The 24896-nt window shown below is 69.8% G+C and carries 25 protein-coding genes and 1 pseudogene; 12 read left to right on the top strand and 14 right to left on the bottom strand.

Annotated elements, in window-relative coordinates; translation table 11 throughout:
- Positions 1 to 122: 122 nt before the first annotated feature.
- Complete coding sequence (locus tag JOF44_RS12140) at positions 123 to 1352, bottom strand: FAD-dependent monooxygenase (RefSeq protein ID WP_209891584.1); 1230 nt, start codon at positions 1350 to 1352, stop codon at positions 123 to 125.
- A 92-nt stretch (positions 1353 to 1444) separates the two neighbouring features.
- Positions 1445 to 2056, bottom strand: coding sequence for a transglutaminase-like domain-containing protein (locus tag JOF44_RS12145; protein ID WP_209891587.1), 612 nt, complete (start codon positions 2054 to 2056; stop codon positions 1445 to 1447).
- 85 nt (positions 2057 to 2141) lie between these two features.
- Between JOF44_RS12145 and JOF44_RS12150 the strand changes: the two genes are divergently transcribed.
- From JOF44_RS12150 to JOF44_RS12160, 3 genes are all read left to right on the top strand, one after another.
- A complete protein-coding gene (locus JOF44_RS12150) occupies positions 2142 to 2642 on the top strand; it encodes a GNAT family N-acetyltransferase (protein ID WP_209891590.1) in 501 nt (166 codons plus the stop codon).
- A gap of 11 nt (positions 2643 to 2653) precedes the next feature.
- Positions 2654 to 3256 carry a class I SAM-dependent methyltransferase gene (locus tag JOF44_RS12155; RefSeq protein WP_209891593.1) on the top strand — a complete coding sequence of 201 codons (603 nt, stop codon included), beginning with the start codon at positions 2654 to 2656 and terminating at the stop codon, positions 3254 to 3256.
- 181 nt (positions 3257 to 3437) lie between these two features.
- Positions 3438 to 5159 (top strand): ATP-binding protein, encoded by a 1722-nt coding sequence (locus JOF44_RS12160; protein WP_209891596.1) that lies wholly within the window; start codon positions 3438 to 3440, stop codon positions 5157 to 5159.
- A 3-nt stretch (positions 5160 to 5162) separates the two neighbouring features.
- Here the strand turns inward: JOF44_RS12160 and JOF44_RS12165 are convergent, their stop codons facing one another.
- A complete protein-coding gene (locus tag JOF44_RS12165) occupies positions 5163 to 5717 on the bottom strand; it encodes a GNAT family N-acetyltransferase (protein ID WP_245348935.1) in 555 nt (184 codons plus the stop codon).
- A gap of 331 nt (positions 5718 to 6048) precedes the next feature.
- On the opposite strand from JOF44_RS12165, the gene JOF44_RS12170 reads away from it, so the two are divergent.
- Positions 6049 to 6414 carry a hypothetical protein gene (locus tag JOF44_RS12170; RefSeq protein ID WP_209891602.1) on the top strand — a complete coding sequence of 122 codons (366 nt, stop codon included), beginning with the start codon at positions 6049 to 6051 and terminating at the stop codon, positions 6412 to 6414.
- 31 nt (positions 6415 to 6445) lie between these two features.
- The gene (locus JOF44_RS12175) at positions 6446 to 7294 is read left to right on the top strand and encodes a GNAT family N-acetyltransferase (protein WP_209891606.1); all 849 of its coding nucleotides are present in this window, start codon (positions 6446 to 6448) and stop codon (positions 7292 to 7294) included.
- Between the two features lie 32 nt (positions 7295 to 7326).
- Here JOF44_RS12175 and JOF44_RS12180 read toward each other — a convergent pair whose 3' ends face one another.
- Positions 7327 to 7719: a hypothetical protein gene (locus JOF44_RS12180; RefSeq protein WP_209891609.1), complete on the bottom strand. Its 393-nt coding sequence runs from the start codon at positions 7717 to 7719 to the stop codon at positions 7327 to 7329.
- 110 nt (positions 7720 to 7829) lie between these two features.
- Positions 7830 to 8588 carry a class I SAM-dependent methyltransferase gene (locus tag JOF44_RS12185; RefSeq protein WP_209891611.1) on the bottom strand — a complete coding sequence of 253 codons (759 nt, stop codon included), beginning with the start codon at positions 8586 to 8588 and terminating at the stop codon, positions 7830 to 7832.
- Between the two features lie 218 nt (positions 8589 to 8806).
- On the opposite strand from JOF44_RS12185, the gene JOF44_RS12190 reads away from it, so the two are divergent.
- Complete coding sequence (locus tag JOF44_RS12190; RefSeq protein WP_342591770.1) at positions 8807 to 10000, top strand: MFS transporter; 1194 nt, start codon at positions 8807 to 8809, stop codon at positions 9998 to 10000.
- Between the two features lie 58 nt (positions 10001 to 10058).
- Here JOF44_RS12190 and JOF44_RS12195 read toward each other — a convergent pair whose 3' ends face one another.
- Together JOF44_RS12195 and JOF44_RS12200 are read right to left on the bottom strand one after the other, a co-directional pair.
- Positions 10059 to 10940 carry an aldo/keto reductase gene (locus JOF44_RS12195; RefSeq protein WP_209891618.1) on the bottom strand — a complete coding sequence of 294 codons (882 nt, stop codon included), beginning with the start codon at positions 10938 to 10940 and terminating at the stop codon, positions 10059 to 10061.
- Between the two features lie 49 nt (positions 10941 to 10989).
- Positions 10990 to 11874 (bottom strand): helix-turn-helix domain-containing protein, encoded by an 885-nt coding sequence (locus tag JOF44_RS12200; protein WP_209891621.1) that lies wholly within the window; start codon positions 11872 to 11874, stop codon positions 10990 to 10992.
- A gap of 136 nt (positions 11875 to 12010) precedes the next feature.
- On the opposite strand from JOF44_RS12200, the gene JOF44_RS12205 reads away from it, so the two are divergent.
- A complete protein-coding gene (locus tag JOF44_RS12205; protein WP_209891624.1) occupies positions 12011 to 13189 on the top strand; it encodes an MFS transporter in 1179 nt (392 codons plus the stop codon).
- Here the strand turns inward: JOF44_RS12205 and JOF44_RS12210 are convergent.
- A pseudogene (locus tag JOF44_RS12210) lies at positions 13153 to 13272 on the bottom strand (SDR family oxidoreductase); the annotation flags it as partial. The gene JOF44_RS12205 and the pseudogene JOF44_RS12210 overlap by 37 nt on opposite strands.
- A gap of 55 nt (positions 13273 to 13327) precedes the next feature.
- Entirely contained in the window at positions 13328 to 14512 is a 1185-nt protein-coding gene (locus JOF44_RS12215; RefSeq protein ID WP_209891628.1) for an NAD(P)/FAD-dependent oxidoreductase, read from the bottom strand.
- 116 nt (positions 14513 to 14628) lie between these two features.
- Here JOF44_RS12215 and JOF44_RS12220 point away from each other — a divergent pair, with 116 nt between their 5' ends.
- The 3 genes from JOF44_RS12220 (at position 14629) to JOF44_RS12230 (ending at position 17252) form a co-directional block, all read left to right on the top strand.
- Positions 14629 to 14808, top strand: a complete 180-nt coding sequence (locus tag JOF44_RS12220; RefSeq protein WP_342591887.1) for a phosphotransferase — start codon at positions 14629 to 14631, stop codon at positions 14806 to 14808.
- A 109-nt stretch (positions 14809 to 14917) separates the two neighbouring features.
- Positions 14918 to 15994: an aldo/keto reductase gene (locus JOF44_RS12225; RefSeq protein ID WP_209891633.1), complete on the top strand. Its 1077-nt coding sequence runs from the start codon at positions 14918 to 14920 to the stop codon at positions 15992 to 15994.
- 85 nt (positions 15995 to 16079) lie between these two features.
- The gene (locus tag JOF44_RS12230; protein ID WP_209891636.1) at positions 16080 to 17252 is read left to right on the top strand and encodes an acetyl-CoA C-acetyltransferase; all 1173 of its coding nucleotides are present in this window, start codon (positions 16080 to 16082) and stop codon (positions 17250 to 17252) included.
- A gap of 235 nt (positions 17253 to 17487) precedes the next feature.
- Here JOF44_RS12230 and JOF44_RS12235 read toward each other — a convergent pair whose 3' ends face one another.
- The 3 genes from JOF44_RS12235 to JOF44_RS12245 all read right to left on the bottom strand — a co-directional run bounded on the left by JOF44_RS12235 (position 17488) and on the right by JOF44_RS12245 (position 22409).
- A complete protein-coding gene (locus JOF44_RS12235; protein WP_209891638.1) occupies positions 17488 to 19830 on the bottom strand; it encodes a heavy metal translocating P-type ATPase in 2343 nt (780 codons plus the stop codon).
- A 93-nt stretch (positions 19831 to 19923) separates the two neighbouring features.
- Complete coding sequence (locus JOF44_RS12240; RefSeq protein WP_209891641.1) at positions 19924 to 20139, bottom strand: heavy-metal-associated domain-containing protein; 216 nt, start codon at positions 20137 to 20139, stop codon at positions 19924 to 19926.
- A gap of 119 nt (positions 20140 to 20258) precedes the next feature.
- Entirely contained in the window at positions 20259 to 22409 is a 2151-nt protein-coding gene (locus tag JOF44_RS12245) for a heavy metal translocating P-type ATPase (RefSeq protein WP_209895974.1), read from the bottom strand.
- 130 nt (positions 22410 to 22539) lie between these two features.
- Between JOF44_RS12245 and JOF44_RS12250 the strand changes: the two genes are divergently transcribed.
- Positions 22540 to 22914, top strand: a complete 375-nt coding sequence (locus tag JOF44_RS12250) for an ArsR/SmtB family transcription factor (RefSeq protein ID WP_209891644.1) — start codon at positions 22540 to 22542, stop codon at positions 22912 to 22914.
- On the top strand, positions 22914 to 23846 hold the full coding sequence (locus tag JOF44_RS12255; RefSeq protein ID WP_209891647.1) for a cation diffusion facilitator family transporter: 933 nt from the start codon (positions 22914 to 22916) through the stop codon (positions 23844 to 23846). Before JOF44_RS12250 ends, JOF44_RS12255 begins: the two co-directional genes overlap by 1 nt.
- Before the next feature lie 150 nt (positions 23847 to 23996).
- On the opposite strand, the gene JOF44_RS20765 is transcribed toward JOF44_RS12255, so the two are convergent.
- Both JOF44_RS20765 and JOF44_RS20770 read right to left on the bottom strand, forming a co-directional pair.
- Positions 23997 to 24377 (bottom strand): SDR family oxidoreductase, encoded by a 381-nt coding sequence (locus JOF44_RS20765; RefSeq protein ID WP_245349422.1) that lies wholly within the window; start codon positions 24375 to 24377, stop codon positions 23997 to 23999.
- A gap of 9 nt (positions 24378 to 24386) precedes the next feature.
- The gene (locus JOF44_RS20770; protein ID WP_245348936.1) at positions 24387 to 24782 is read right to left on the bottom strand and encodes a Rossmann-fold NAD(P)-binding domain-containing protein; all 396 of its coding nucleotides are present in this window, start codon (positions 24780 to 24782) and stop codon (positions 24387 to 24389) included.
- Between the last annotated feature and the right edge of the window lie 114 nt (positions 24783 to 24896).

Raw genomic sequence — 24896 nt, forward strand, 5'->3', positions numbered from 1 at the left:
GCCCATTCTCGCTGGAGCCGGGTAGCCAGCATGCCGCAGCGGTCGCGGCCCGGACGCATGTCGAACATGAATCGTCGGATCTGTCGCCGCTGCGGCTGTCCGGCTGCCGCGGTGTCGCTGGATCAAGCGGCGAGATCGGCTTCGCGCATGCGGTACAGGGGCAACCGGGCGAAGATGGCCCGTGCTGGAGACAGGGCGAACATGCGTCGGTAGAAGGCCTGGATGCGACTGCTCCGCTTGATCTCCTCCTCGGTGTCCAGAGTGAAGATGGCACGCATCGGTGACGCGGACCGCTGGAAGGTCTCAACCGGGCCGCGCAGCGCCGCTTCCCAGGCGGTCAGGGCCTTCTCGAGCGAGTCCGGGTGCTTCTGGAGCATCGCCCGGAGCACGTCAGCGCCGCTGAGGCTCGAGGTCGCGCCCATCCCGGAGTAGAGAGTGGGGCACCAGGCCGCGTCGCCGAGCAGCATGACGTTGCCGTGATGCCAATGGTCGACGTGTGCCTGCTCGACCGAGTCGAAGAGGAACTCGTCGGTGTTCTCGAGGTGACGCAGCGCAGCCTCGACCATATCGCCCAGCGGCTGGGGTCCGTAGACCTCACGCAGTCGCGCAGCGACCCCGATCTCCTTGGCACGGGCCCGATCTGCGTCGACGTCCTGGGTCTTGTAGGAGAACAGCACGGTCGGCGCGTGGTCCTCGAAGCTGAAGACGGTGAACGAGCGTCCCGCCTCCTTGATGCTCGCGCCGTCCTGGACCCGCAGACCGGGAAGGCCCTGCGGCAGCTCGTAGGCGCAGACCATGTCGGCCACCCGGTCCAGATAGTCGGTGTGCGGGCCCCAGGCCAGCCGGCGGACCGTGGAGCGCAGACCGTCGGCTCCGACCACCAGGTCGAAGTCCTCGGTCCGCTCGGTGCCGTCGACGGTGTTGCGCAGAGTGACTGTCGCACGGTCCGCGCCCTGGACGATCGCCATCGGAGTCGTCGAGAAGTGGACGTCCACGGAGGCGGGCAGCGATTCGAAGGCCGCTCTCTCGACGTCCCCGCGCAGCATCAACCACGGGCTCGTCGGAGTGTCCCCGAACCCGACGCTGGGGCCTTGCAGCCCCTGGCGGTCGGCCTTGTAGGTCCTGCCGTCTGCCGGGTTGCGCGCACGCAACCCTGTGATGCCCAGGTGCTCCGCGGCGACCCGGCCGGAGCCGAACATCATGATGAAGTAGCCGCCGCGACGCCGACCAGGGGACCGCTCGACGATCTCGGCCTCCCAGCCCGCCTTCTCGAGTGCGATCGCGGCCGACAGTCCGGCGATTCCTGCCCCGACGACCAGGGCCCTGCGTGGGGTGTGCGATGCGTACGTCATAGCAATATCATTGACCTACCTGACCATTTCGGTCAGTCGGTCAGCGCTCGCTCGATGAGTAGCGTTGGCCACATCTCGGTCGTGGCGACCCGTTACCTTGTGAGTGCCCCCGATGGACGGGGGTCTGGTCGCTCGGCCGGGTATGGCTTTGTTGCCCTGCCATCAATGGTCGACCGGCATCCTTCGAACAACTCATTCAGATCGCGCTGGTACTGCGCTATCAGGTCCGGATCGGTGGCCTCCACCTGACGCCCGATACGCTCCATCGCCCCCTTGAGCTGCGTTGACCCGGGTCCATCCTGTCCGTGCACGACGCATGGCCCGACGGCCCGATAGGCGGGCTCCGTGTCGTGGTGGCCATCCCAGCGGCCGATCGTGAGGCCGAGGATTCCCAGGCGCGGATCGTGGGTCGCGTCGGCCAGGACCCACCGGCCCTCGACACGGACCTGCACCGTCGTATGGATGTCGCTGCGGAAGGCGAGATGCTGCTGTGCGTCCACCAGGACAGGCAGCTCGTACTCCCAGGACACGGCTCGACATCGGGCGCCGAGGGCGCTGAGCTCCTCGGAGAGCAGACCGGCCGTGGCGACGCAGTTCCCCCGGCCATCCACGAGCAGTCCTGCGGCGTCATGTGCGGCGAGGGTGTCGTACGGGAGGCTCCGCACGCGCTCGAAGATCTCGACCAGGTCGGATTCATCGATCATTCCTCCATCCTCCCGTCGAACGAGCACCGGACGATACCCGGGAAACCGGGATGCGCACCCGATAGCCCGGATCTACCCTGAACACATGACCTCCGCGGGCGCCCCGCTCACCCCGACCGTCACGGTCGTCACCGACGCTGGATTCGATCTGCTCGGGCGTCTGCTCCAGCTCTACCTCTACGACTTCTCCGAGCACGCGGGGTACGACGTCGACGAGCGCGGCGAGTACCACTACGCATGGTTGGACGCCTATCGCGACGAGGCGGATCGCCACGCGTACCTCTTCCGCGTGGGGGCTCATCCTGCAGGGTTCGCACTCGTCCGGCGCGGCGAGCCGACGACGATGGCGGAGTTCTTCGTGCTCAGAAAATACCGCCGCGGCGGCGTGGGCACCACGGCGGCCCGGCAGCTTCTCGCGATGCTCCCCGGGACGTGGTCCATCAGCCAGCTCGCCTCGAACAGGGCCGCGACCGAGTTCTGGCGGCGGGCGATCCCGGTGCCCTTCGAGGAGATCACGCATGCCGACGGGCACATGGAGCAGCGATTCACGAGCCCGCGCCCGCAGCGCCCCGCAGGGCATCGATAGGATTCGCACCCATGCAGCGCTGCAGCTCGGACCGGGACTTCTCGGCGTACAACGCCGCCCAGCAGGCACGGCCCGTGCGACTGCTCGCTCGCCGCGCTGTGGAGCTGGCAGCAGAAAGTACACGGACCGACGGCTCCGGGACCGCGGTGGAGCTCGGGTGCGGCATCGGCGTCGAGGCACGCTTCCTGGCCGAGAACGGCCTCACCGTGCACACTGTCGACGCAGATGCGAGCGTCGAGCGCGCCATGGCAGCGCTCTCCGCTGACCTGCCGGTCCACCACAGGACCACCGATCTCGCGCAGCTGCGCGAGCTGCCACCCGCCGATCTCATCCTGTCCTGCGCCACACTCCCGTTCGTGCAGCAGCCCGCCTTCGACGCCCTCTGGTCGACGATGCGCTACTCGCTCCTCCCCCGCGGGGTCCTCGCCGTCGACCTCTTCGGCGACCATGACGACTGGGCGGACACCGACGGCACCTACTTGAGCCGCAGCGCTCTGGAGGCGCTGTTCGACGGACTCGAGATCATCGAGCTCACCGAGGAGGAACGCGACGGCCGTTCCTTCGACGGACGCAAGCACTGGCACACCTTCCGGGTGATCGCCCGCCGACCCTGAAGGGAACTGTTCACCGCGCACTGGCTCCGCTGCGCCCTGGCCATGCAGATCCCCGATCCGCGTCCGCGGAGACATCGTCACTCTGCACAGCGAGAACGTCACTCTCTACAGTGAGGTGCTCACTGTAGAAAGTGAGGGGCTCAGTCTATACACTGAGCCCCTCAGTGCATACAGTGAGAGAATGGACGATCAGGAGCTCGCGGAGCACGTTGCCCGCCTGCGTCGACAGCGTCAGGATGACGCCCACGTCGAGGCAAAGGCAGCAGCCAGTGGAGCGCCGAAAGATCTCTGGCGCAGCGTGTCCGCTTTCGCCAACACCGAGGGCGGTCTCATCATCCTCGGCCTGGACGAGGCGAGCGGTTTCGTCCCCGCGGAAGGATTCGACCCGCAGCGAACCCTCGATGTGGTGCTCACCGGCTTCGACGCCTCACCCGGCACCCACGCGAAGATCACGCCGATTCCTCCGCACGAGCTCGGCCGGAGCGAGGTGGACGGGGCCCAGGTCGTCACCCTCCGCATCGACGCCCTAGACGGGACCTCAGGAGCGAAACTGCCTTGCTTCGTCACGGCGCAGGGCCTCGAAGCGGGCAGCTACAAGCGAGTCGCCGATGCGAACAAACGCCTCACTCACTACGAAGTCTATCTCCTGCATTCGAAGAGGAGACAGGACCGCACCGACCGCGAGACGGTCGAAGGGCGGACCCTGGCCGAGCTCTCCACCGACCTGGTGAGCCGTACCCTCGAGGGCCTTCGCACTCGGGGTCGGGCCCTCACCGGAATCGAGACCGGAGACATACAGGGAGGTTTACACCGAGTCAACGCCGTCGACGCCGACGGCGTGCCGACTCTGGCCGGATACCTTGCTCTGGGCGCCTACCCGCAGCAGGAGTTCCCTCATCTGGCCATCGATGTGGCGGCGCACCCGGGCACCGAGAAATCTCACGATCCAACCCTTCGGTTCCTGGACCGCCAGGAATGCGACGGGCCCATGCCTCAGGCCATCAACGACGCAGTGCGAGCAGTGCTGCGCAATCTCCGCACCCGCCGCGTCGTCGACGGCACGGCGGGCACGGACGTCCCGGAGATTCCCGCCGACGTGCTGCGTGAAGCGATCACCAATGCCGTGCTGCACCGCGATTACTCACCGTACGTCCGCGGCCAGCAGGTCGCCGTCGACATCTTCCCGGACCGCGTCGAGGTGAAGAGCCCCGGAGGTTTCTGGGGAGACCGGACCAAGGAGAATGTCGCCGAGGGCTACTCGACCTCGCGCAACGAGAGCCTCGTACAGCTGCTGCGAGTGGTTCCCATGCCCGACGGCCAGTCAACAGTCGCCGAGAACCAGGGCTCAGGGGTGCAGTTGATGGTCGCCGCGATGCGCCGGCACGGTCTGCCCGCCCCGGATTACAGTTCAACCTCCATCGACCACGTCGTCGTCAAGCTCGCTCGTTTCGGGCTGATCGATCCCAGCATGAGAGCGTGGATCGACGGGCTCTCCGAGCGCGACCACAGAGACCGCCAGCATGACGTGGCACTCGCGCTCGCGAAGCTCAACCAGCAGGTCTCTGTCGCGGACCTGCGGATCAACCTCGGGCTCGACTCGGACGACTGCCGAGAGGTACTCGCAGAGCTTGTCGCCGACGGACTCCTGGAAGGCATGAACGATGGGCCGTATGTACTGGTCGATCCGGGAATGACCGAGGCAGTCTCCGGTGCGCGCTGGGAGATCCTCTCGATCCTGGATGTCACGACGGCGAAGTCCATCGCAGAGATCGCCGAGGCGACGGGGAAGACGCGCAACGCACTTCGTCCCCTCCTGCGCGATCTCGTCGATCAGGGGCTCGTCCTAGCAACGGCCCCGCCCCAGAGCCGCAATCGGACGTACCTCATCCCGCCCTCCCGCTGAGCGTCACTTCGCGGTGACGGGCCGACTGAAGCGTCTGCACACGTAGACCCGCGAGAACCGACCCCGGAGTTCAGGCTCGTCCTGGACACTCGCGTGGCAGAACGCGGTCAGCGGAGCCGAGAGTCCAGACGGGCTCTCCCAGCCGGCATCCGTGTCCTCCCAGGTCTTGTAGACGTGGAGGTAGTGCTCCGATTCTGCGAAGCCGTGGGCACGGTACCACTCCAGGGCGGGCTCGTCCTCACGGGTCCAGGCGTCCACGACCGACACAGTGCCGGGCAGTTCGGATCGCGCGCGGGTGAGCAATGCGGACGCGACACCTCTGCCCTGGTGGTCCGGATCCACCGCCACGGTGTCGATCGTGGCCAGATCGCCGTCGATCTCGATGTCCAGGATGCCGACGGCATCATCGCCGTCCAGCGCGACGAGCTGCACGGCTGGACTCGGCGGGCGCCTCGCCCACACATCGTCGTAGTAGCAGGTGGACAGGAAGGTCAGGGTTCTGCATCGCAGCCAGCTGGTCTCGTCGGCCGGCTCGTAGCTGCGGATCACGATGGGCATAGTTCTCCTACGGATCGGTGTCATGGAAGGGAAGCCTCACGCGGAGAACATGCGGCGAGGATACTCAGCCTTTCACCGGGTGTCAGACCGTTTTCAACACGGTGTGCAGGCGATGCTCCGGGAAGCATGATCGAAGGATGAGTCCGGAGCGCTGCGTCTTCCATGCCCGCACGATGCACAACACTGACGCACACGAGCTGCACCCCTCAGCGCGCTCGAGCGGACGGATCCTCGTGCCTTCGCGGCCGCGATCGCCCAATGCGACGACACTCCGGAACGCCGACGGCTCCGGGATACGTGGATTCCGGTTCTCGACGCAACGTGGACCGAGGTGGTCTTTCTGTCTCCCGTGCAGCAGCGCGCGATCTGGGAGGCATGGCGCACCATCGCCGGGGTCGAGCTGCCGGGGCAGGAGTTCTGGGCGATCCCCATCAAGGACCTCGGCCCCGCGGTCGTCTTCGATCGACACCTGAGCAGCACAGGCGATCCGATCGACCCGCGGGAGATCGACGCCCTCGACGTCGCCACCCACCGCTCCTCGGAGGAGACGACGCCACGGAATGCTCGGTGGATCGACGAACTCGCGAGAGCGAGCAAGCGCGGCGCCTGGTTCAACGGGACCCCGCACGTCCTGACGAAAGACCCCGTGCCGCTCCGCTCGGCAGAGGTGATCGACTGGCGTCCGAAAAACGGTTGACCCTGAACGGCAGCGACCGGAGCATGGCGCCATGCTCATGACGTCGCAGGACATCGATCCCCCGGCAGTCCTGGACTTCATCGTCCGCCAGCAGCAATCCCCCGAGACGGCGTGCGCCTACCTCGGCACGGAGCCGTCGGAGATCCGTGGCGACCTGGAAGAGCTGGACCAGCACTGGCTGGAGACCGTCCGCGTGTCCGTCGCGGCAGACGGCGGGATCGTCGGCGCAGCGGTCATCGAGTGGGACGAGGAGCTGGACCGTTCCTGGGTGCACGGTCCCTGGATGGAGCAGGACGCATGGCTGACTGCGGGCCCCTCGCTGCTCGCGGCGGTGACGGCGCAGGCACCGGTCGTCGGCCACGAGATGTACGCAGACGTCAGCAACCACGGCATGGCGCAGCTGGCACGCCGCTGCGGATGGCAGGCCGGGGAGGCCAATTTCGAGTATCGCCGCGCCACGCCCGTACCGTCCGGAGCTCCGGGGACCCGCCCGGCCACCAGCGCGGACGAGCCCGCCATCCGCGCGCTGCATGAGCGGGAGTTCCCCGGAACCTACGCGTCAGCCTCCGAGCTCCTCGATCCCGACAGCCGCTACTCGACCCTCGTCTTCGCACCGGAGGGGACGGTGCTCGGGTACGTGGCCTCGCAGCTGCAGTCGGAGTCCGCGGTGTACGTGGACTTCCTCGCGGTGCGTCCCGACGCGCGTCGGAGCGGCGTCGGAGAACGCCTCATCAACGGTGCGCACGAGAGCTCGGGCCGGGACAAGATCACTCTTACGGTCGATGAGAACCGTCCCGCGGCACGCGCGTTCTACGCCTCCACCGGTTTCGAATCGATGGCCACCACGCGGCCCTATCGACTGCGCCGGTCGAGACGGTGACGAGTCGGCCTGAGCGCACGGGTCTCCACGCGCTACGGGACCCACGTCTGCGAGAAGTAGTCGGCCTGCAACGTGAGGAAGCTGCCACCCGGCTCCGCCCGCACCCAGATCGTCCGGGGGTCGACGAGGTTCCCCGGGATCTCCAGCTGGGGCGTCGCCCCGATCTCCTCGGCGAGCTCCTGAGGTGAGGATCCCGGCGCAGGCCGCACGGTGATCTCGATCCAGCATCCGCCGCTCGCGCAGTCACGCTTCGTGCTGATGATTTCGGCGTCCTCCGGCAGGGGGATCGACGACACCGCCGGCACGTCCCCCTCCGTGGCCATCATCGTCAGCCAGAGATAGCGTCCGCCGACGAGGAGGAACGCCACGAGCAGCGCGGCGATCACCCAGCCCACGATCAGCCTCCGGCGCTCGCCTTTGCCCATCTCGCCCCGTCCATCCGTGGATGCGGTCAGTCTATGGATCGCCGCTCTCCCGGAGCACTTCTCGGACCGCGACGTCCTGCGTCATCGGTGCCGACCATCACACCGCGCCCTCAACGACGGAGCTCTACGAACAGGAATGCGAGGAACCGCGGATCGTCACGATCTGCGAAGAGCTCTGGGACATACTCCCTGGCCCCTGGTGAGACTCCCGGCTCCCGCACGTCGGCGATGGTGAAGCCCGAGCGAAGGAACGCCTGGATCATCTCCGAGAGCGGACGATCCCAGAAGGTGACGTCCGCCTGCTGCCCGTCGAACTCCCAGCGGTCGGTGCGCGGACGGGTCGCGAAGTAGTCCGGCTCCTCGCCATTCTGTCGGCCGGCGTACCAGATCGCGAAGGGGTGCTCGACAGAGAGGAGCAGCCGCCCGCCCGGCTTGAGAACCCGCCGGAACTCGGTCAGCGGCGCGTCCCAGTCCCGCAGGTTGTGCAGTGTCAGCGAGCAGACGACGTCGTCGAACGCGCCGTCATCGAAGGGCAGCGGTGCACCGAGGTCGGCGACGATCAGCTCGGCGCCGTCCCCTACTCGCTCTCTGGCGAGGCGGAGCATCTGCGCGCTGCCGTCGATGCCCACAACACTCGCGCCGCCGTCGAGCAGGTCTTCGATCGTCACCCCGGAGCCAGCGCCCGCATCGAGCACCCTGCGGCCATGCACCTCCCCCAGCATCTCCCGGATCTCCGGGCGATTGTAGTGCTGGTTCAGCAAGCTGCCGGCGTTCTCTGCCGCGTAGCCCTCGGCGATCGCGTCGTACACAGCAGAGTCATTGACCGGACGGGCGCTGTCGGCAACGGTGCGCGACGGGGAGATCTTCATCCCGGCGAGACTACCGGTGCGACAGGGGCATCGAGCGAGTGTTCGCGGAACTCGGGGGCTCGGCGCGCGCGCCCGGAAATCTCCAGCCCTCGAGCTCGCTGGCCCGGTCCACCCCTCCACCGCCTTGCGGCAGCGGCCTGCGCCCGTCACGATGTCCCTGTAAGCCGATTCCTCAGTCCGACCTGTCTGACGGCTTGCCGCTCCAAGGGCGGTGACTCATGTCGGCTCTGACCAGCTATCGGCAGCTCTTCCTTCGCCCTGGCGCGGGGCGGTTTTTCGTCCCCGCAGCTCTGGCGCGACTCGGCGTCGCGATGCAGAGCCTCGCCATCCTCTGGGCGGTCCAGGGCGCCTCCGGCTCGTTCGCGGTGGCGGGGCTCGCCACGGGTTCCTTCGCGGTTGCGGAGGCCCTGCTCGCTCCGCAGGTGGCGCGGTTCGTGGACAGCCGTGGGCAGCGGGCGGTGGCCATCTCACAGCTTCCGGTGTTCGGTCTCGCCACGGCGCTCCTGCTGCTCGCCGTATTCCGAGATCAGGCAACCTGGGTGTGGGTCCTGTCCAGCGCTGTCGCCGGCGTCTCCTGCCCCCAGGTCGGCTCCCTCGCCGCTGCGCGATGGCGGCATCTCACCGGCGGCTCTGCGCAGGTGACCTCCGCTCTCGCCCTCGAGGCAGCGGTCAACGAGCTCACCTTCATGCTCGGCCCCATCCTCGTGACGACCCTCAGCGCCGCGGTCCATCCGTCAGCCGGTCTGGTGCTCGCCGCAGTCCTGGTGCTGGTGTTCACAACCGTGCTGATGCGGCGCCGTGAATCGGAGCCTCCGCGCCAACCGCGCGGGCCCGGACTGGTGCTCGATACGCGACTCGCGAACGCCGCGTTCCTGCCGTTCGTGGTGCTGCACCTGCTGCTCGGCCTCTACTTCGGTGGAATGGCGCTCTGCCTCACGGCGGCGGCGCTGTCCTTCGGCGCAGGCACATACGCGGGCCTCGTCGCGGCAGCCGGGGGCGCGGCGAGCCTGCTCACCGGCCTCCTCTACGGGTCCTCGCGACGGATCGGGGCAGCGCCGGCGATGGTCGGAGGGGCAGCCCTTCTCGCGGTGTCGTGCTTCGCGCTGAGCCAGGTGCAGAGGTTCATGCCGTTCGTGCTGCTGACCGTGCTGGCGGGTGCCTGCGTCGCCCCGATCGTGATCCCCGCGGCGGTCACGCTCCAGGAGGAAACCCCGCGCTCGCTCTATGTCCAGGCGGTCACCTGGACCGGGTCGGCGAGTGCCCTGGGGACCGCGGTCGCCGGACCGCTCGTCGGCCGTCTCGTCGACCAGGCGTCCCCGCAGCGGGGCTATTTCGTCCTCGCGATCATCCTCGCTGCGCTGGTGCTGACAGCGGCGATCCTCACCCGGGGCGGGCGGAGAGCCGCGAGCTGACAGGCGAGCAGAGGAAAGCCTCGCCTCCGCGTCCCGTCGCTCGCCGCCACCGCCGCGCTCAGGCCTCCGGGATCTCGCGGTCGAAGGCCTCCGGCGTGATCGAGGCGGGCTCCGGCCCGCAACGCACCCCGGTGTCCAGGGCGTCGATCCGGGTGAGCTCGTCCGCGGTCAGCTCGAAGCCGAACACGTCGAAGTTGGCGGCGATGCGCTCGGGCCTGACGGACTTCGGGATCGCAGAGCGTCCCTGCTGGAGGTGCCAGCGCAGCATCACCTGGGCGGCTGTCACGCCATGGGCGTCCGCGATCTCGCCGATGACCGGGTCCTCGAAGGTGGAGCCGCCGCTGTCCCCGCCGTAGCTGGTGATCCCGCCCATCGGGGACCAGGCCTGGGTGAGGATCCCGTGCTCGGCATCGGCGGCCTGCACGTCGGCCTGGGTGAAGTACGGGTGGACCTCGACCTGGTTGACGGCGGGGACCACGTCGGTCTGCTCCCGGAGGTTCGCGAGCACGTCGGGCATGACGTTGCTGATGCCGATCGCGCGCACTCGACCATCGGCCAGCAGCTTCTCGAGCGCCGTGTACGCGCCGATGGTGCGCTCGAAGTCGGTGGGCACGGGCTGGTGCAGCAGGAGCAGATCGATCTGCTCGACGCCGAGCTTGTCGGCGCTCTTGTCGAAGCCGTGCAGGGCCCCGTCGTAGCCGTAGTCCGTGATCCACAGCTTCGTTTCGAGGAACACCTCGGAGCGGTCCAGTCCGGAGCGGCGGACGGCCTCGCCCACCTCGCGCTCGTTGCCGTACGCGGCCGCGGTGTCGATCAGGCGGTAGCCGAGCCGGAGGGCCTCGGCGACCGCGGCGGTCGTCTCCTCGGGCGGGGTCTGGAAGACGCCGAAGCCCAGGGCGGGCATCTCGACGCCGTTGTTCAGGGTGCGCGTGGTGGTCATGTCGGTCTCTTTCGGAGGGCGGTCGTGGTCGGTGTCGCCGGGCGGCGGCTCAGTGCTCCGCGGCGGGCTCGTGCGCGGTCAGCGCGGGGTGGTCGGTGGCGGCGAGGCTTCCCAGCAGGCGTATCCGCTCCTCGGTGGCGCTGCCGGGCTCCGCGGTGTAGGCGAACAGGGACCACTCGGGATTGGCGGGCAGGTCCATCGCCTCGTAGCTGAGCTCGAGGTCGCCCACCACCGGATGGTGGATCCGCTTGAGTCCGGCGCGGTGATGGCGCACGTCGTGGACGGACCAGCGCTGCCGGAAGGCGTCGCTGCGGGTGACGAGCTCGCCGATGACGTCGGTCAGCCCTGTGTCCAGGGGGTTCTGTCCGGCGTAGGTGCGCATCGTGGCCACGATGCCGTCCGCGTTCTGCTCCCAGTCCGGGAAGAAGGTGCGCGCCGCCGGGTCGAGGAACGTGAACCGGGCCGTGTTCGCCCGGCCCGACGGATCCTCGAACAGCGGCGCGTACAGGGCTCGTCCCAGGGCGTTGGAGGCCACGAAGTCCATCCGTCGATCCCGCACCCACATCGGGGCACCGGTGACCGCGTCGAGGAAGCGCTGGAACGCCGGGGTCACGCCCCGCTCACCGCACTTCCTGCGCTTGCGCACGGGGCGGGGTCCCGCCGCCCGCGCCAGATCGGCCAGATGGTCGATCTCGGCCTCCTCGAGCCGGAGAGCATGGGCGATCGACTCCAGAACCTCGGTGGACACCCCGCCCAGCTCGCCTCGCTCCATCCGCGCGTAGTACTCGACGCTCACGCCGGCGAGCATCGCGACCTCCTCCCGGCGCAGTCCGGGCACCCGGCGACGAGATCCGCCGATGATGCCCGCCTGCTCCGGCGTGATCCGGTCCCTGCGCGTGCGCAGGAACTGAGACACCTCTGCTCGATGATCCATGCGCCCACGGTAAGACCGCCGCGTCGCGGGAAGGAGGAACTGTCAGTACACGGATCAGCGGCCCCTCCCTCCGCCGGCGGCAACGCGCATAGAGTTCCCGGACCATCCCCGAACCCGTCCCGAGGACCTCTCCCCCGTGAACCGTCTCCTGGTGCCGACCTCCGCGCTGATGTGGGGACTGCAGATCGCCTTCCTCAGCCCGTCGCTCGCGCTGATCCTCTCCACCCTGTACGGGGCCAGCACCACGGAGATCGGGTGGGTGCTGGCGATCTACAACGCGAGCGGCTTCATCGCCTCGCTGGTGGTGCCCGCCTGGGCGGACCGCCGCCAGGAGTACCTGGGGCCGATGCTTCTCAGCGGCGTGCTCACGGTCCTGCTGGTGCTGCTGCTGGCCCTGGTCACCACTCTGCCCCTGGTGACCATCGTGCTGGTGGTGGTGGGCGGGCCCGCCGGGGTGGGGGTCTCGCTGCTGTGGGCGCATCTGCGCCATGCCGGGGCGCGGCCCGCGCAGATCGTGAACACGCGCGCGATCGTCTCGGTCGCGTGGGTCGCGGGACCTCCGCTCGCGACGCTCGTCATCGGCTGGTTCGGGCCGCAGGCGATCCTGCTCGCGATCGCTCTGGTGGCGCTGGCGAACATCGGCACCACGATGCTCATGATCCGCGGCCACCGCGCCGCACTCGCCTCCGGCACCCCACCGGCTCCCGCGCACGAGGAGGACGACGTCTCCCTCGGCACGGCGGGCATCGTGCTGGTCACCGCCGCGTTCGTGCTGCTGCAGGCGACGAATGCGACCGCCATGTCGTTCCTGGCCGTGTACGTGCCGCAGACGATGGGCGTGGACGTGGTGTGGGCCGGCATCGCCCTCGGGGTCGCCGCCGGTCTCGAGGTGCCGGCGCTCATGATCGTCGCGCGCCTGACCACGCGGCACTCGAGCCTCGGCCTGATCCTCACCAGCTGCGTGGCCGGGATCGCCTACTACCTGGGCGTCGCCGTGGCGACAGGGCCGATCCTGCTGATCGCGCTGCAGGTGCTCAACGCCTGGTGCTTCGCGGGGATCGGCGGGGTGGGACTCACCCTCTTCCAGCAGATGATCCGTCGGCCCGGCCTGTCCACCGGGCTGTACATGAACACCCGGCGGGTGGGCGCGATCCTCTCCGGCCCGCTCATCGTGCTCGGCGGGGCGACCGCCCTCGGCCAGCGCGCCACATTCCTCGCCTGCGCGCTGCTCACTCTGGTGGGCCTGCTGATCATTGCCGTGGCTGGCCGACGCAGCTCTCAGATCGTCGCCACCGAGCCCGCGTCGACCCGGTAGTTCGAGCCGGTGACGAACGAAACGCGGTCCGAGCACAGGAACGCGACCACGGCGGCGACCTCCTCGGGCTCGCCCCGGCGCTCGTGCGCGGCGCTCCGGTGATCAGTGCCTTCTTCCCGGTGATGTTCAGATCCCTGGTCAGCCGATGCTCCCTCGCAGCAGGTCCCGGTCGGTGATCGCGTCGGCGATCACCGTGCGTGCGGCGTCCCGTGCCCCGTCGATCTGCCACATCAGCACGCCGACGGGTCGCCCACGGTCCTCGAGGTAGTAGACGACGCTGTGCGCGGTGTCGTGGTGCACCTCGAGGGTCTCCAGGGAGGGGTCCAGGGTGCCCACTGCTTCCCAGCGCACCCCGTAGACCATCGAGTAGAAGTAGGGGGTGTGCTGGTAGGGGGCCTCGGACCCGGCCATCGATCGTCCCGCGGCCGCGCCGGATTCACGCGCGTGGTCGACGTGCTCGATCCGGGTGCGGCCGAGGATCGCGTCGGGGTACTCGATGATGTCGCCGGCCGCCCAGATCGACGGGTCGGAGGTGCGCAGGTGCTCGTCGACGACGACGCCCTCGGAGACCTCCAGCCCTGCGTGGCGGGCCAGGTCGAGGCGGGGTTCGGCGCCCAGGCCGACCACCACGATGTCGCCACCGACGGCGGTGCCGTCGTCGAGCGTCACGCCGACGTCCGCGTCGTCCTGCACGGTGAGCATCTCCGCGCGTCGACCGGGGAGCAGCTCGACGCCGTGGTCCGTGAACAGCTTCTGGTAGCGCTCCGCGATGCTCGGCGGGAACTGCGAACCGCCGAGCACCTCGTCGGGGAACACGAGGGTGACGTGGGCACCGTTGAGCGAGAGGGAGGCGGCGATCTCCGCACCGATGTACCCGCCGCCGACGACCACCGCGCGGGCCCCGTCGGTCATCAGATGCCGCAGGGTGCGATAGTCCGCGAAGCTGCGGAAGTGGATGATGCGCTCGTCCTCCGGGCCGTCGAGCCGGCGCGGCTCCGAGCCGGTGGCCAGCAGCAGCTTCCCGTAGTCGATCCGCTCCCCGCCTTCGAGCTCGACCTGCTTCGCCGTCCGGTCGATCGCGGTCACCACGGTGCGCACGCGCAGGTCGGCACCGGTGTCCTCGGCCGTGTTCAGCGGGACGGAGTCCTCCCCGAACTCCGGGTCGATCCACAGCTTCTTCGTCAGGGCGGGCCGGGTGTAGGGAGCGTCCTCGTCGGAGCTCACGATGCCGATGGTGCCGTCCGCATCGTGCTCTCGAAGCGCCCGGGCGGCATCGTCCGCCACCTGGCCTCCGCCGATGATCAGATAGTCGTACGAGGTCATCTCAGAGATCTCCTTCGTCGCGGCGTCGCTGTGCCCCGAGTAGACATGCTGAGCGCACGAACTTCGACCCCTGAGCGGGAAATCGACCGTTCGGTCTCACTCTGCCCGTCCTCGCGATCGCCGCGCTCCGGCCGTGGGCCCCGGCGTTCATCCACGGCGACCTGCAGATCGCGCACGTCTTCGTCGACGACGGCGATGAGGTCGTCGGCATCATCGACTGGTCCGGCGCCGCGCCCGGCGATCCGATGCTTGAGCTGCTGCGAACTGCCCCTGCAGCCGCCGCGACGCCCGTCTGACCGCTCGGACCGCACCCGTGACGTCGGCATGGTGGTGACGTAACGTCGGGGCCACGCGGTTCGTCCCGCACGGGCGATCACCCGCCACTGCGCGAGAGGAATGCATCCCATGGACCACATCCGTCTCGGTCACTCCGGGCTCTACGTCTCCCGCCTGGCACTGGGAACGATCCCGTTCGGCTCCGGGGGCGGTTTCGAGAAGATCGCCGGACTCTCCGTGGACGAGGCCCGTCGACAGCTCGACGAGGCCCTCTCCCACGGCGTGAACTTCCTCGACACCGCGAACATCTATTCGGCCGGCGACTCCGAGCGCGTCCTGGGGAAGGCTCTGGGGACGCGCCGTGACGACATCATCCTCACGTCGAAGGCCCGCACCTCGATCGGCGAGGGGCCCAACGATTCCGGCGCGAGCAGGTACCACGTGACCCGCGCGGTCGAGGAGAGCCTGCAGCGGCTGGGCACCGACCATCTCGACCTGCTGTACATGCACCAGTGGGACGGTCAGACCCCGATCCTCGAGACCATCCAGACCGTCACCGACCTGATCCGCGCCGGCAAGGTCCGCTACTGGGGCGTGTCCAACTACAGCGCCTGGCAGCTGACCAAGACGGTCTACGAGGCACGGCAGGCCGGGCTCGAGGCCCCGATCGCGCAGCAGGTCTACTACACGCCCGAGGCGCGGGAGATCGAGTACGAGATCATCCCGGCCGCCCGCGACCTGGGCGTCGCCACCTTCGGATGGAGCCCGCTGGGCGAGGGGCTGCTGAACGGCAGGGTGCGCCGCGGCACGAAGACCCCGTCGGATACGAGGCAGGGCACCGGGTGGCCGGAGCCGCACGTGACCGACTGGGAGCGCGCCTACGACCTCATCGAGCTGTTCGACGAGATCGCCGGCGACCTGGGATGGACGATCCCCCAGGTGGTCATCTCCTGGATCCTCGACCGCCCCGGCGTGGACGGCACCGTGATCGCCGCCCGGTCCTTCGAGCACCTCCAGGAGGACCTCGCCGCCGCCGATCTCATCCTGCCCGACGAGGCCCGCGATCGGATCACCCTGGCCTCGCAGCAGCCCGCCTACTACCCCCTGTGGCACCGTCTGCTCAACGGCCAGGACCGCCCCGAGCCGGTCGAGACGGAGTTCTACGCGGAGCACCAGCGCGCACTGGACGCCCGCCGGGACGGCTGAGGCCGAGGGACGCCCTCCGCTCGCCGCCGATGCGGCACACTGGGTGCTGACGTGCACCGTCGTCGACGGGCAAGGAGGCCCCACCATGAACGACATCGTGATCGTCGCCGCGGCGCGCACCCCGCAGGGACGTCTGCAGGGTGCGCTGTCCTCGTTCCCGGCACCCCGGCTGGGATCCTTCGCCATCGAGGGAGCGCTCGCGCGGGGCGCCGTGGACGCATCCGGAGTGGACGCCGTGATCATGGGGCAGGTCCTGCCGGCGGGCTCGGGCCAGAACCCGGCCCGGCAGGCTGCGATCGGCGCGGGGATCGGCTGGGACGTGCCGGCGCACAGCGTCAACAAGGTATGCCTGTCGGGGCTGACCGCCGTCATCGACGCCGCCCGGATGATTGCCGTCGGGGACGCGGAGGTCGTCGTCGCGGGCGGCATGGAGTCGATGTCCCAGGCCCCGCACCTGCTCATGGGGTCTCGCTCCGGGTGGAAGTACGGAACCGTCGAGGCGCTCGACCACATGGCTCACGACGGTCTGACCGACGCGCAGGACCGGGAGAGCATGGGGCAGTCGACGGAGCGGCACAATCCGCGCTTCGCGGTGACGCGCGAGGACCAGGACCGGGTCGCGGCGCTGTCGCACCAGCGGGCGTCCGCGGCCGCCGAGGTGCTCACCGAGGAGATCGTCCCGGTCGAGGTGCCGCAGCGCCGCGGGGACCCGGTGGTCGTCACCGCGGACGAGGGGATCCGCCCGGACACGACCCTCGAGAGCCTCGGAGGGCTCCGCCCCGCCTTCGCCGAGGGCGGGAGCATCACGGCGGGGAACTCCTCGCAGATCTCCGACGGCGCCGCGGCGCTGGTGCTCACCACCCGTGCCCGGGCCGACGAGGAGGGCTGGCAGGTCATGGCCGAGATCGGGGCCTCCGGGCAGACGGCCGGACCCGACAACTCCCTGCAGGCGCAGCCTGCGGATGCGATCAGCCGTGCCCTGGCGAGGCAGGGAATCACGCCCTCTGACCTCGATGTGGTGGAGATCAACGAGGCCTTCGGCGCGGTGGTCGCCCATTCACGGCGCGAGCTCGGCCTGCCCGAGGAGATCGTCAACGTCCACGGCGGGGGCATCGCGATCGGTCATCCCATCGGCGCCTCCGGCGCCCGCCTCGCCGTACATGCCGCCCATGAGCTGAGGCGCCGGGGATCCGGCACCGCCGCCGTCGCGCTCTGCGGCGGCGGGGGCCAGGGCGAGGCGCTGCTCCTGTCGCGCTGAGCGCTCCGGGACACTGCTCCCGAGCAGACCGAGCAGACCGAGCAGACCGAGCAGACCCGACCCACCCGACCCCCCGACTCACCCATCGGTCGAGCTCTACGTTCTCGGTGCCACCGACGCTTGTGGCAACGAGAACGTAGAGCTCAACCGGGGGTTGGGGCCGGAGGGATGGGGGTTGGGGCCGGAGGGGGGATGGGGTTCGGGGGCGGCTGAGGGGTGGCTTGCGGCCAGCAGGTCAGCCGGCCGCCGGGGCCGGGGTGCGCGGGGCGTCGGCGCTCGCGACCGGCGCCGGGTCCTGGGCGCGGCTGCGGAAGCCTCGCAGCCGCAGGCTGTTGCCGACGACGAACACGCTGGACAGCGCCATCGCGGCGCCGGCCAGCATCGGGTTCAGCAGGCCCAGCGCCGCCAGCGGGATCGCGGCCGTGTTGTAGGCGAAGGCCCAGAACAGGTTGCCCTTGATGGTGCCGAGCGCGCGGCGGGAGAGCCGGATCGCATCGGCGGCGCTGCGCAGGTCGCCCCGCACCAGCGTGATGTCCGCCGCCTCGATGGCGACGTCGGTGCCGGTGCCCATCGCCAGGCCCAGATCGGCCTGGGCGAGGGCCGCGGCGTCGTTGACGCCGTCGCCGACCATGGCGACGACCTTCCCCTCGCGCTGCAGGCGCGCGACGTGGTCGATCTTGTCGCGGGGCATGACCTCGGCGATGACCTCGTCGATCCCGACCTCCGCGGCGATCTGCCGCGCGACGGAGCGGTGATCGCCGGTCAGCAGGATCGGGGTGAGGCCGAGGTGCTTCAGCTGCTCGATCGCCTGGGCGCTGGTGGGCTTGACGGCATCCGCGACCACGAGCACCCCGCGGGCCCGTCCGCCCCAGGCGACCACGACCGCGGTCCGCCCCTGCGCCTCGGCCTCGGCCTTCGCGGCAGCGAGGTCCACGTCGAGCTCGCCGCCGTCGCCGTCGCCGTCGCCGTCGCCGAGGAGGTTCTCGCGGCCGACGAGGATCTCCTGGCCGTCGACGAGCCCGCGCACGCCGCGCCCCTCGAGGTTCAGGAAGTCCTGAACCGCGGGCAGCGGGCCGGCCACGGCCGCGGCGCCCTGGCTGATCGCCCGGGCGATGGGGTGCTCGGAGGCGTCCTCCACAGCGCCGGCGCGGCGCAGCAGCTGGTCGCGATCCACCCCGGCCCCGGGTACCACGCCGGCGAGGGTCATGGTCCCGGTGGTGACGGTGCCGGTCTTGTCGAGGACGACGGTGTCGATCCGGCGGGTGGATTCGAGGATCTCGGGACCCTTGATGAGGATGCCGAGCTGGGCGCCGCGGCCGGTCCCCACGAGAAGGGCGGTCGGGGTGGCCAGGCCCAGGGCGCAGGGGCAGGCGATGATCAGCACCGCCACGGCGGCGGTGAAGGCGGCCTCGACGGGGAAGCCGAGCAGGAGCCAGGCGGCGAGCACCACGATCGCGAGGACGATGACGATGGGCACGAAGATCCCGGAGACGCGGTCGGCGAGACGCTGCACCTCGGCCTTGCCGGACTGGGCGTCCTCGACCAGCGTCGCCATCTGGGCGAGCTGGGTGTCGGAGCCGACGCGGGTGGCGCGCACCAGCAGCCGGCCGCCGACGTTCACGGTGGCGCCGGTGACGGCGTCGCCCTCGCCCACCTCGACGGGGACGGACTCGCCGGTGAGCATCGAGGCATCGACGGCCGAGGAACCGGAGACGATGGTCCCGTCGGTCGCGACCTTCTCCCCGGGGCGCACCAGGAACTCATCGCCCACGATCAGCTCGGAGATCGGCACGCGGACCTCGGCTCCGTCGCGGAGCACGGCGGCATCCTTCGCCCCCATGTCCAGCAGGGCGCGCAGCGCCGCGCCGGCCTGCCGCTTCGAGCGCTTCTCGAAGTACCGCCCCAGCAGGATGAACGTCGTGACGCCGGCAGCGACCTCGAGGTAGATGTTGGCGGCGCCGTCGCCCGGGGCGATGGTGAGCTCGAAGGCGTGCGTCATGCCGGGGACCCCGGCGGTGCCCAGGAACAGCGCGTACAGCGACCAGAGGAAGGCTGCGCTGACGCCCACGGAGATCAGGGTGTCCATGGTGGCGCTCAGGTGGCGAGCGTTCTTCCAGGCGGCGCGGTGGAACGGCCAGGCGGCCCAGACGATCACCGGGGCGGCGAGGGCGAGGGAGGCCCACTGCCAGTAGGTGAACTGCAGCGCGGGGATCATCGCCATCGCGATCACCGGGACCGAGAGCACGGCGGCGCCGATCAGTCGCTGACGCAGCGCCCGCAGCTCGGGGTCGTCCTGCTCGCCGTCCGCGTCGCCGTCCCCCGTGGGCCCGTCGGCCGTCGGCGTGGGCAGGGCCGCGCCGTATCCGGCCTGCTCGACGGTCGTGACCAGGTCCTGCGGCTCGTACTCCGCGGGGTAGGTGACCTTCGCCTTCTCGGTGGCGTAGTTGACCGTCGCGGTGACCCCGTCGAGCTTGTTGAGCTTGCGCTCGATGCGGTTCGCGCACGAGGCGCAGGTCATCCCGCTGATCGACAGCTCGATATCGGCACCCAGGGGGATCTGGGGCGAGGGGGTGGTCATGACGGGTCTTCTCTCACTCGAGGGGGGCTCGCGGCCGACGAGGCGGCTCCCGCGAGGGCGGGACAGGGCGCGAGCGCGCGCGGGGGCGGGACGTCAGGCGCGGGTCGCGGCGTAACCGGCTTCCTGGACCGCGGCGAGCACGACGTCGTCCTGGACGGGCTGGGCAGCGGTGAACGCGAGAGTGCCGGTCTCGTGGCTGACCTCGATCTGGTCGACGCCGGGGATCTCCCCGACCTCTTCGCGCACGGACATCTCGCAGTGCCCGCAGGTCATGCCGGTCACCTGGTACTCATAACGGTTCTGGGCCATGGGGCGCCTCCTTGTCGTGGCATACCCTTACGGGGTATTCGTTCCTGCCATTTATACCCCTAGGGGGTATGCATGTCAAGGTGTGACCGGCGCTCCGTGAGGTAGTGCGGCGTCCTGCCTCAGTCGCGGTCGCGCACCGCGGCGGCAGCGACCTCCGGGCGCAGGTCCACCCAGCGCAGCAGCTGGGCATTGAGCGCCACGACGACGGTGGACAGCGACATGAGGATCGCGCCGACGGACATCGGCAGGACGAAGCCGATCGGGGCGAGGACGCCTGCCGCCAGCGGCACGGACAGCAGGTTGTAGCCGGCCGCCCACCACAGGTTCTGGCGCATCTTGCGGTAGGAGGCGCGGGAGAGCTCGATGACCGAGAGCACCGCACGGGGGTCGGAGCTGGCGAGCACGACGCCGGCCGAGGCGATCGCGACGTCGGTGCCGGCACCGATCGCGATGCCGACGTCGGCCCGGGCGAGAGCCGGAGCGTCGTTGACGCCGTCACCGACCATCGCGACCTTCGTCCCCTCCTGCTGGAGCTCGGCGACCTTCGAGGACTTGTCCTCGGGGCGCACGCCGGCGAAGACGCGGTCGATCCCGAGCTCACCCGCGACGCTGCGGGCCACGGCCTCGGCGTCGCCGGTGATCATGACGACCTCGATGCCCCGGGCGTGGAGGGCGTCGACGGCCTCACGGGACTCTGTCCGCACTTCGTCGCTCAGCTTCAGCGCTCCGATCACGGCGCCGTCGCGCAGCACGTGGAGGATGATCGCACCCTCCTCGCGCCAGTCGGCGGCGTCGGGATGCTCGGCCTGCCCGGTCTCCTCCAGCAGGCGCGGTCCGCCGACGCGGATCTCGCTGCCGTCGACACGGGCAGTGACCCCGAGCGCGGGGGTCGAGGACAGGTCCGACGCGGCGGGGATGTCCACCTCGTCGGCCTGTGCCCGCTCGATGATGGCGCGGGCCAGGGGGTGCTCGCTCTCGGACTCGGCCGCGGCGGCCAGGGCCAGGACCCGGTCGGGGTCGTCGGCGGCGATCTCGGCGAGGACGGGCTCGCCCCGGGTCAGGGTGCCGGTCTTGTCGAACAGGACGGCGTCGACGGTGCGCATCGCCTCCAGCGCCAGGCGGTCCGTGACCAGGACGCCACCGCGGGCGGCGCGCTCGGTCGCGATCGAGACCACCAGCGGGATCGCGAGGCCCAGGGCGTGCGGGCAGGCGATGACCAGGACGGTCACGGTCCGCACGACGGCATCGTCCGGCAGCCCGACCAAGAACCAGACGATCGCGGTGAGCACAGCTGCGCCGAGGGCGAACCAGAACAGCCAGGCGGCGGCCTTGTCCGCGATGCGCTGCGCGCGGGAGGAGGAGTTCTGCGCCTCGCTGACCAGGCGCTGGATCCCCGCGAGCGCGGTGTCGTCCCCGGTGGCGGTGATCTCCAGGCGCAGGCTCGAATCCGTGGCGACCGTGCCGGCGACGACCTGCTCCCCAGCGCCGCGAGAGACGGGGCGGGATTCGCCGGTGACCATGGATTCATCGACGTCGGCGCGGCCCTCGATGATCCTGCCGTCGGCCGGGACGCTCGCGCCGGGCCGCACCAGCACCCGGTCGCCCGTGAGCAGGTCCGACGGGGGGACGGTCACGATCTCGTCGCCCTCGATCCGCTCGGCCTCATCAGGCAGCAGCGCCGCCAGGGAGTCCAGTGCGGAGGAGGTCTGGGCCAGGGAGCGCATCTCGACCCAGTGCCCCAGCAGCATGATCACGACCAGCAGGGCAAGCTCCCACCAGAATTCGAGCTGAGGATCGAGCAGGCCCAGCGTGGAGCCCCACGAGGCGAGGAAGGCGACGGTGATCCCGAGGGCGATCAGCAGCATCATCCCGGGCTGACGGGAGCGGATCTCGGCGACGCCGCCGGTGAGGAACGGGCGCCCGCCCCACACGTACATCACGGTGCCGAGCAGCGGGGAGATCCACAGCGCGCCGGGGAACTGGGGCAGCGAGTAGCCCAGCAGCGTGGCGAACATCGGCGAGAAGATCACCACCGGGATCGCGATCAGGAGGTTGATCCAGAACAGGTGACGGAACTGCGCGACGTGGTCGCCGTGGCCGGAATGACCAGAGTGGCCGGAGTGCTCGCCGTGCTCGCCGTGGCCAGAGTGGCCCGCGTGGTCGCCGTGACCCTCGTGGTCGTCCTGCTCGGCAGGGGCGGGGTGCGCCGCGCGGACCGGGTCCCTCTCGGGCTCGACGTGATCCCTGTGCGGGGGCTCGCGATGGGTCATCATGCCTGCACGCTATACCCCTTAGGGGTATCCGTCCAGGGTTGCCGCCCCCGCCGAGTGAGCGTCGCGACCCCAACCGACGGCCATCACGGCTCTTCTTTTCATCGCTCATCGACGATATGATCGCTCCATGACGATCATCGACGTCACGCGCGAGCCCCAGTTCGAGATCGGCGACGGTCAGGCCGCGCTGTTCCACGCACTGGCCGAGCCGACGCGGCTGGCGCTGCTCCAGCACCTCTCCACGGGGGAGCACCGGGTGCGGGACCTCGTCGACCACATGCATCTCGCCCAGTCCACAGTGAGCAAGCACCTGGCCTGCCTGCGCGACTGCGGGCTCGTCACCGCACGCAGCGAGGGCCGCGCCTCGTGGTTCTCGCTGACGGACCTGGCGCGCCTGACGGATGTCCTCACCGCGGCCGACGTGCTGCTCGGCGCCGCCGGCACCTCGCTCTCCCTGCAGGACCACCGCGACCACGACGTCGGTCTGGACGGTGAGCTCTGATGGGCGCCGGGCACGACCACACGCACAGCCACGGCGCCGCCGGGACCGCCCGCACCCGCCTCGCGATCGCCTTCGCGATCACGGCACTCATCGTCCTGGCCCAGGCGGTGGGCAGCGTCGTCACCGGCAGCCTCGCCCTGCTGACGGACACCGCCCACGCCCTCGTGGACGCCTCCGGGCTGCTCGTCGCCCTGCTCGCGGCGACCATGATGCTGCGCCCCGCCAGCAACGCCCGCACCTGGGGCTTCGCCCGGATCGAGGTGCTGGCGGCCCTGGCGCAGGCCACACTGCTGATCGTCGTCGGCACCTACACCGCCATCGAGGGCATCTCCCGATTGGCGGACCCGCCGGCCGTCCCCTCCGGGGAGCTGCTCGTGTTCGGCGTGATCGGCCTGCTCGCCAACATCCTCGCGATCGCTGTGCTCGTCGGGGGGAAGGACTCGAGCCTGAACCTGCGCGCGGCCTTCCTCGAGGTCGTCAACGACGCCCTCGGATCGCTCGGCGTGATCGTCGCCGCACTGGTCATCCGCTACACCGGCTTCGAGCAGGCAGACGCCCTGGCGGGGCTGTTCATCGCGGCACTGATCGTGCCGCGCGCCGTGCGCCTGCTGCGCGAGACGCTGCGGATCCTCATGGAGTACACCCCCAAGGGCGTCGACCTCGACGAGGTCCGCGAGCACCTCCTCGCCCTGAAGCACGTCCAGGACGTCCATGACCTGCACGCCTCCGCGATCGGCTCGAGCCTGCCGATCATCTCTGCGCACGTGGTGGTGAGCGAGGAGTGCTTCGAGTCGGCGCACGCCCTGCGCATCCTCGAAGAGGTGCAGACCTGCGTGAGGACCCACTTCCCGGTGGCCTTCGAGCACGCCACCATCCAGATGGAGAGCCCGGAGGTCCACCAGCGTGAGGCGGCACGGGGCCTGCACGCGTAGCCGCGGGTCACCGGGCGAGGGAGGCGGCGAACGCCGCCAAGGCCGGTCAGCCAGGGGTCGTCGCCTGGGACTTCCAACTGCAGCCGGAGGTCTGACCCGATCTCGGCGACGACGCCGACCCCAGCTGCTCACCGGACCCGTGAGAATCGTTCAGAGTGTCTCCGGCCGGCGAATCGCTTCGGCACCACCGTCGATGAAGATCAGCTGACCGGTGACATAGCTGTTCTCCTCGCTGGTCAGGTAGCGCAACAACCCCGCAGGGGCAGTCGGCGGGCCTGCCGGGCCGTTGAAGGGTGCCGGTGAGCCCTCCATGAGAAGCCTGCGCCCCTCCTCATTCGCAAGAAGCTCCGCGGTCATCGGAGTCTCGATCACGCCGGGCGCGATCGCGTTGAGGGCGATGCCTTCGCCAGCCCACTGCGGGGTGGCCGCATTCTTGCGCACCCAGCGGGCGATGGCGTTCTTCGAGGAGTTGTAGATCGAGTTCGAGGCTCCCGTGGCTGCACCCTCGGCGATCTCCTCAGCTCGTGCCAGTGCCCGCTCCTAGTCGTCGGAGATCAGGGCGTCGAACAAGTCGTCGTCGAGGGGATCCAGCGCTGCCAGCGACGAGGCGACCGCAGCGCGAGGCGTCTCGGCAGCGGCGAGCAGAGGGCGCAATCCTTCCAGTGTCGCGACGGCCCCGAAGTAGTTCACGGCGGCGGTGGCGACGATGGGTGCCGACAAACCAGCGCAGGCGATGACTCCGTCGAGAACTCCGCCGGACCGCTCGCGAACCTGCGTCACCAGCTCGCGACGACCGTCCTCGGTCGTGAGGTCGACGTTCACGTCGGCGTCCTTGAGGTCGATCGTGATGACGGTATGCGCATCCTCGCGCAGCAGCCCCGTCGTGACCTTGCCGATTCCGGAGGCCGCGCCGGTCACTGCGTAGGTCCGTGACATGACAACTCCTTTGCTGACGACCCCGGCGAGCGCCGAGCCTGTCCCCACTCGAGCACCTGTCGTCGAACGAGTCAAGACACCTGCTCTGATGCGTCAGCGACCAGACCTCGACGT

The organism is Brachybacterium fresconis, from assembly GCF_017876515.1.
GTDB lineage: Bacteria > Actinomycetota > Actinomycetes > Actinomycetales > Dermabacteraceae > Brachybacterium > Brachybacterium fresconis.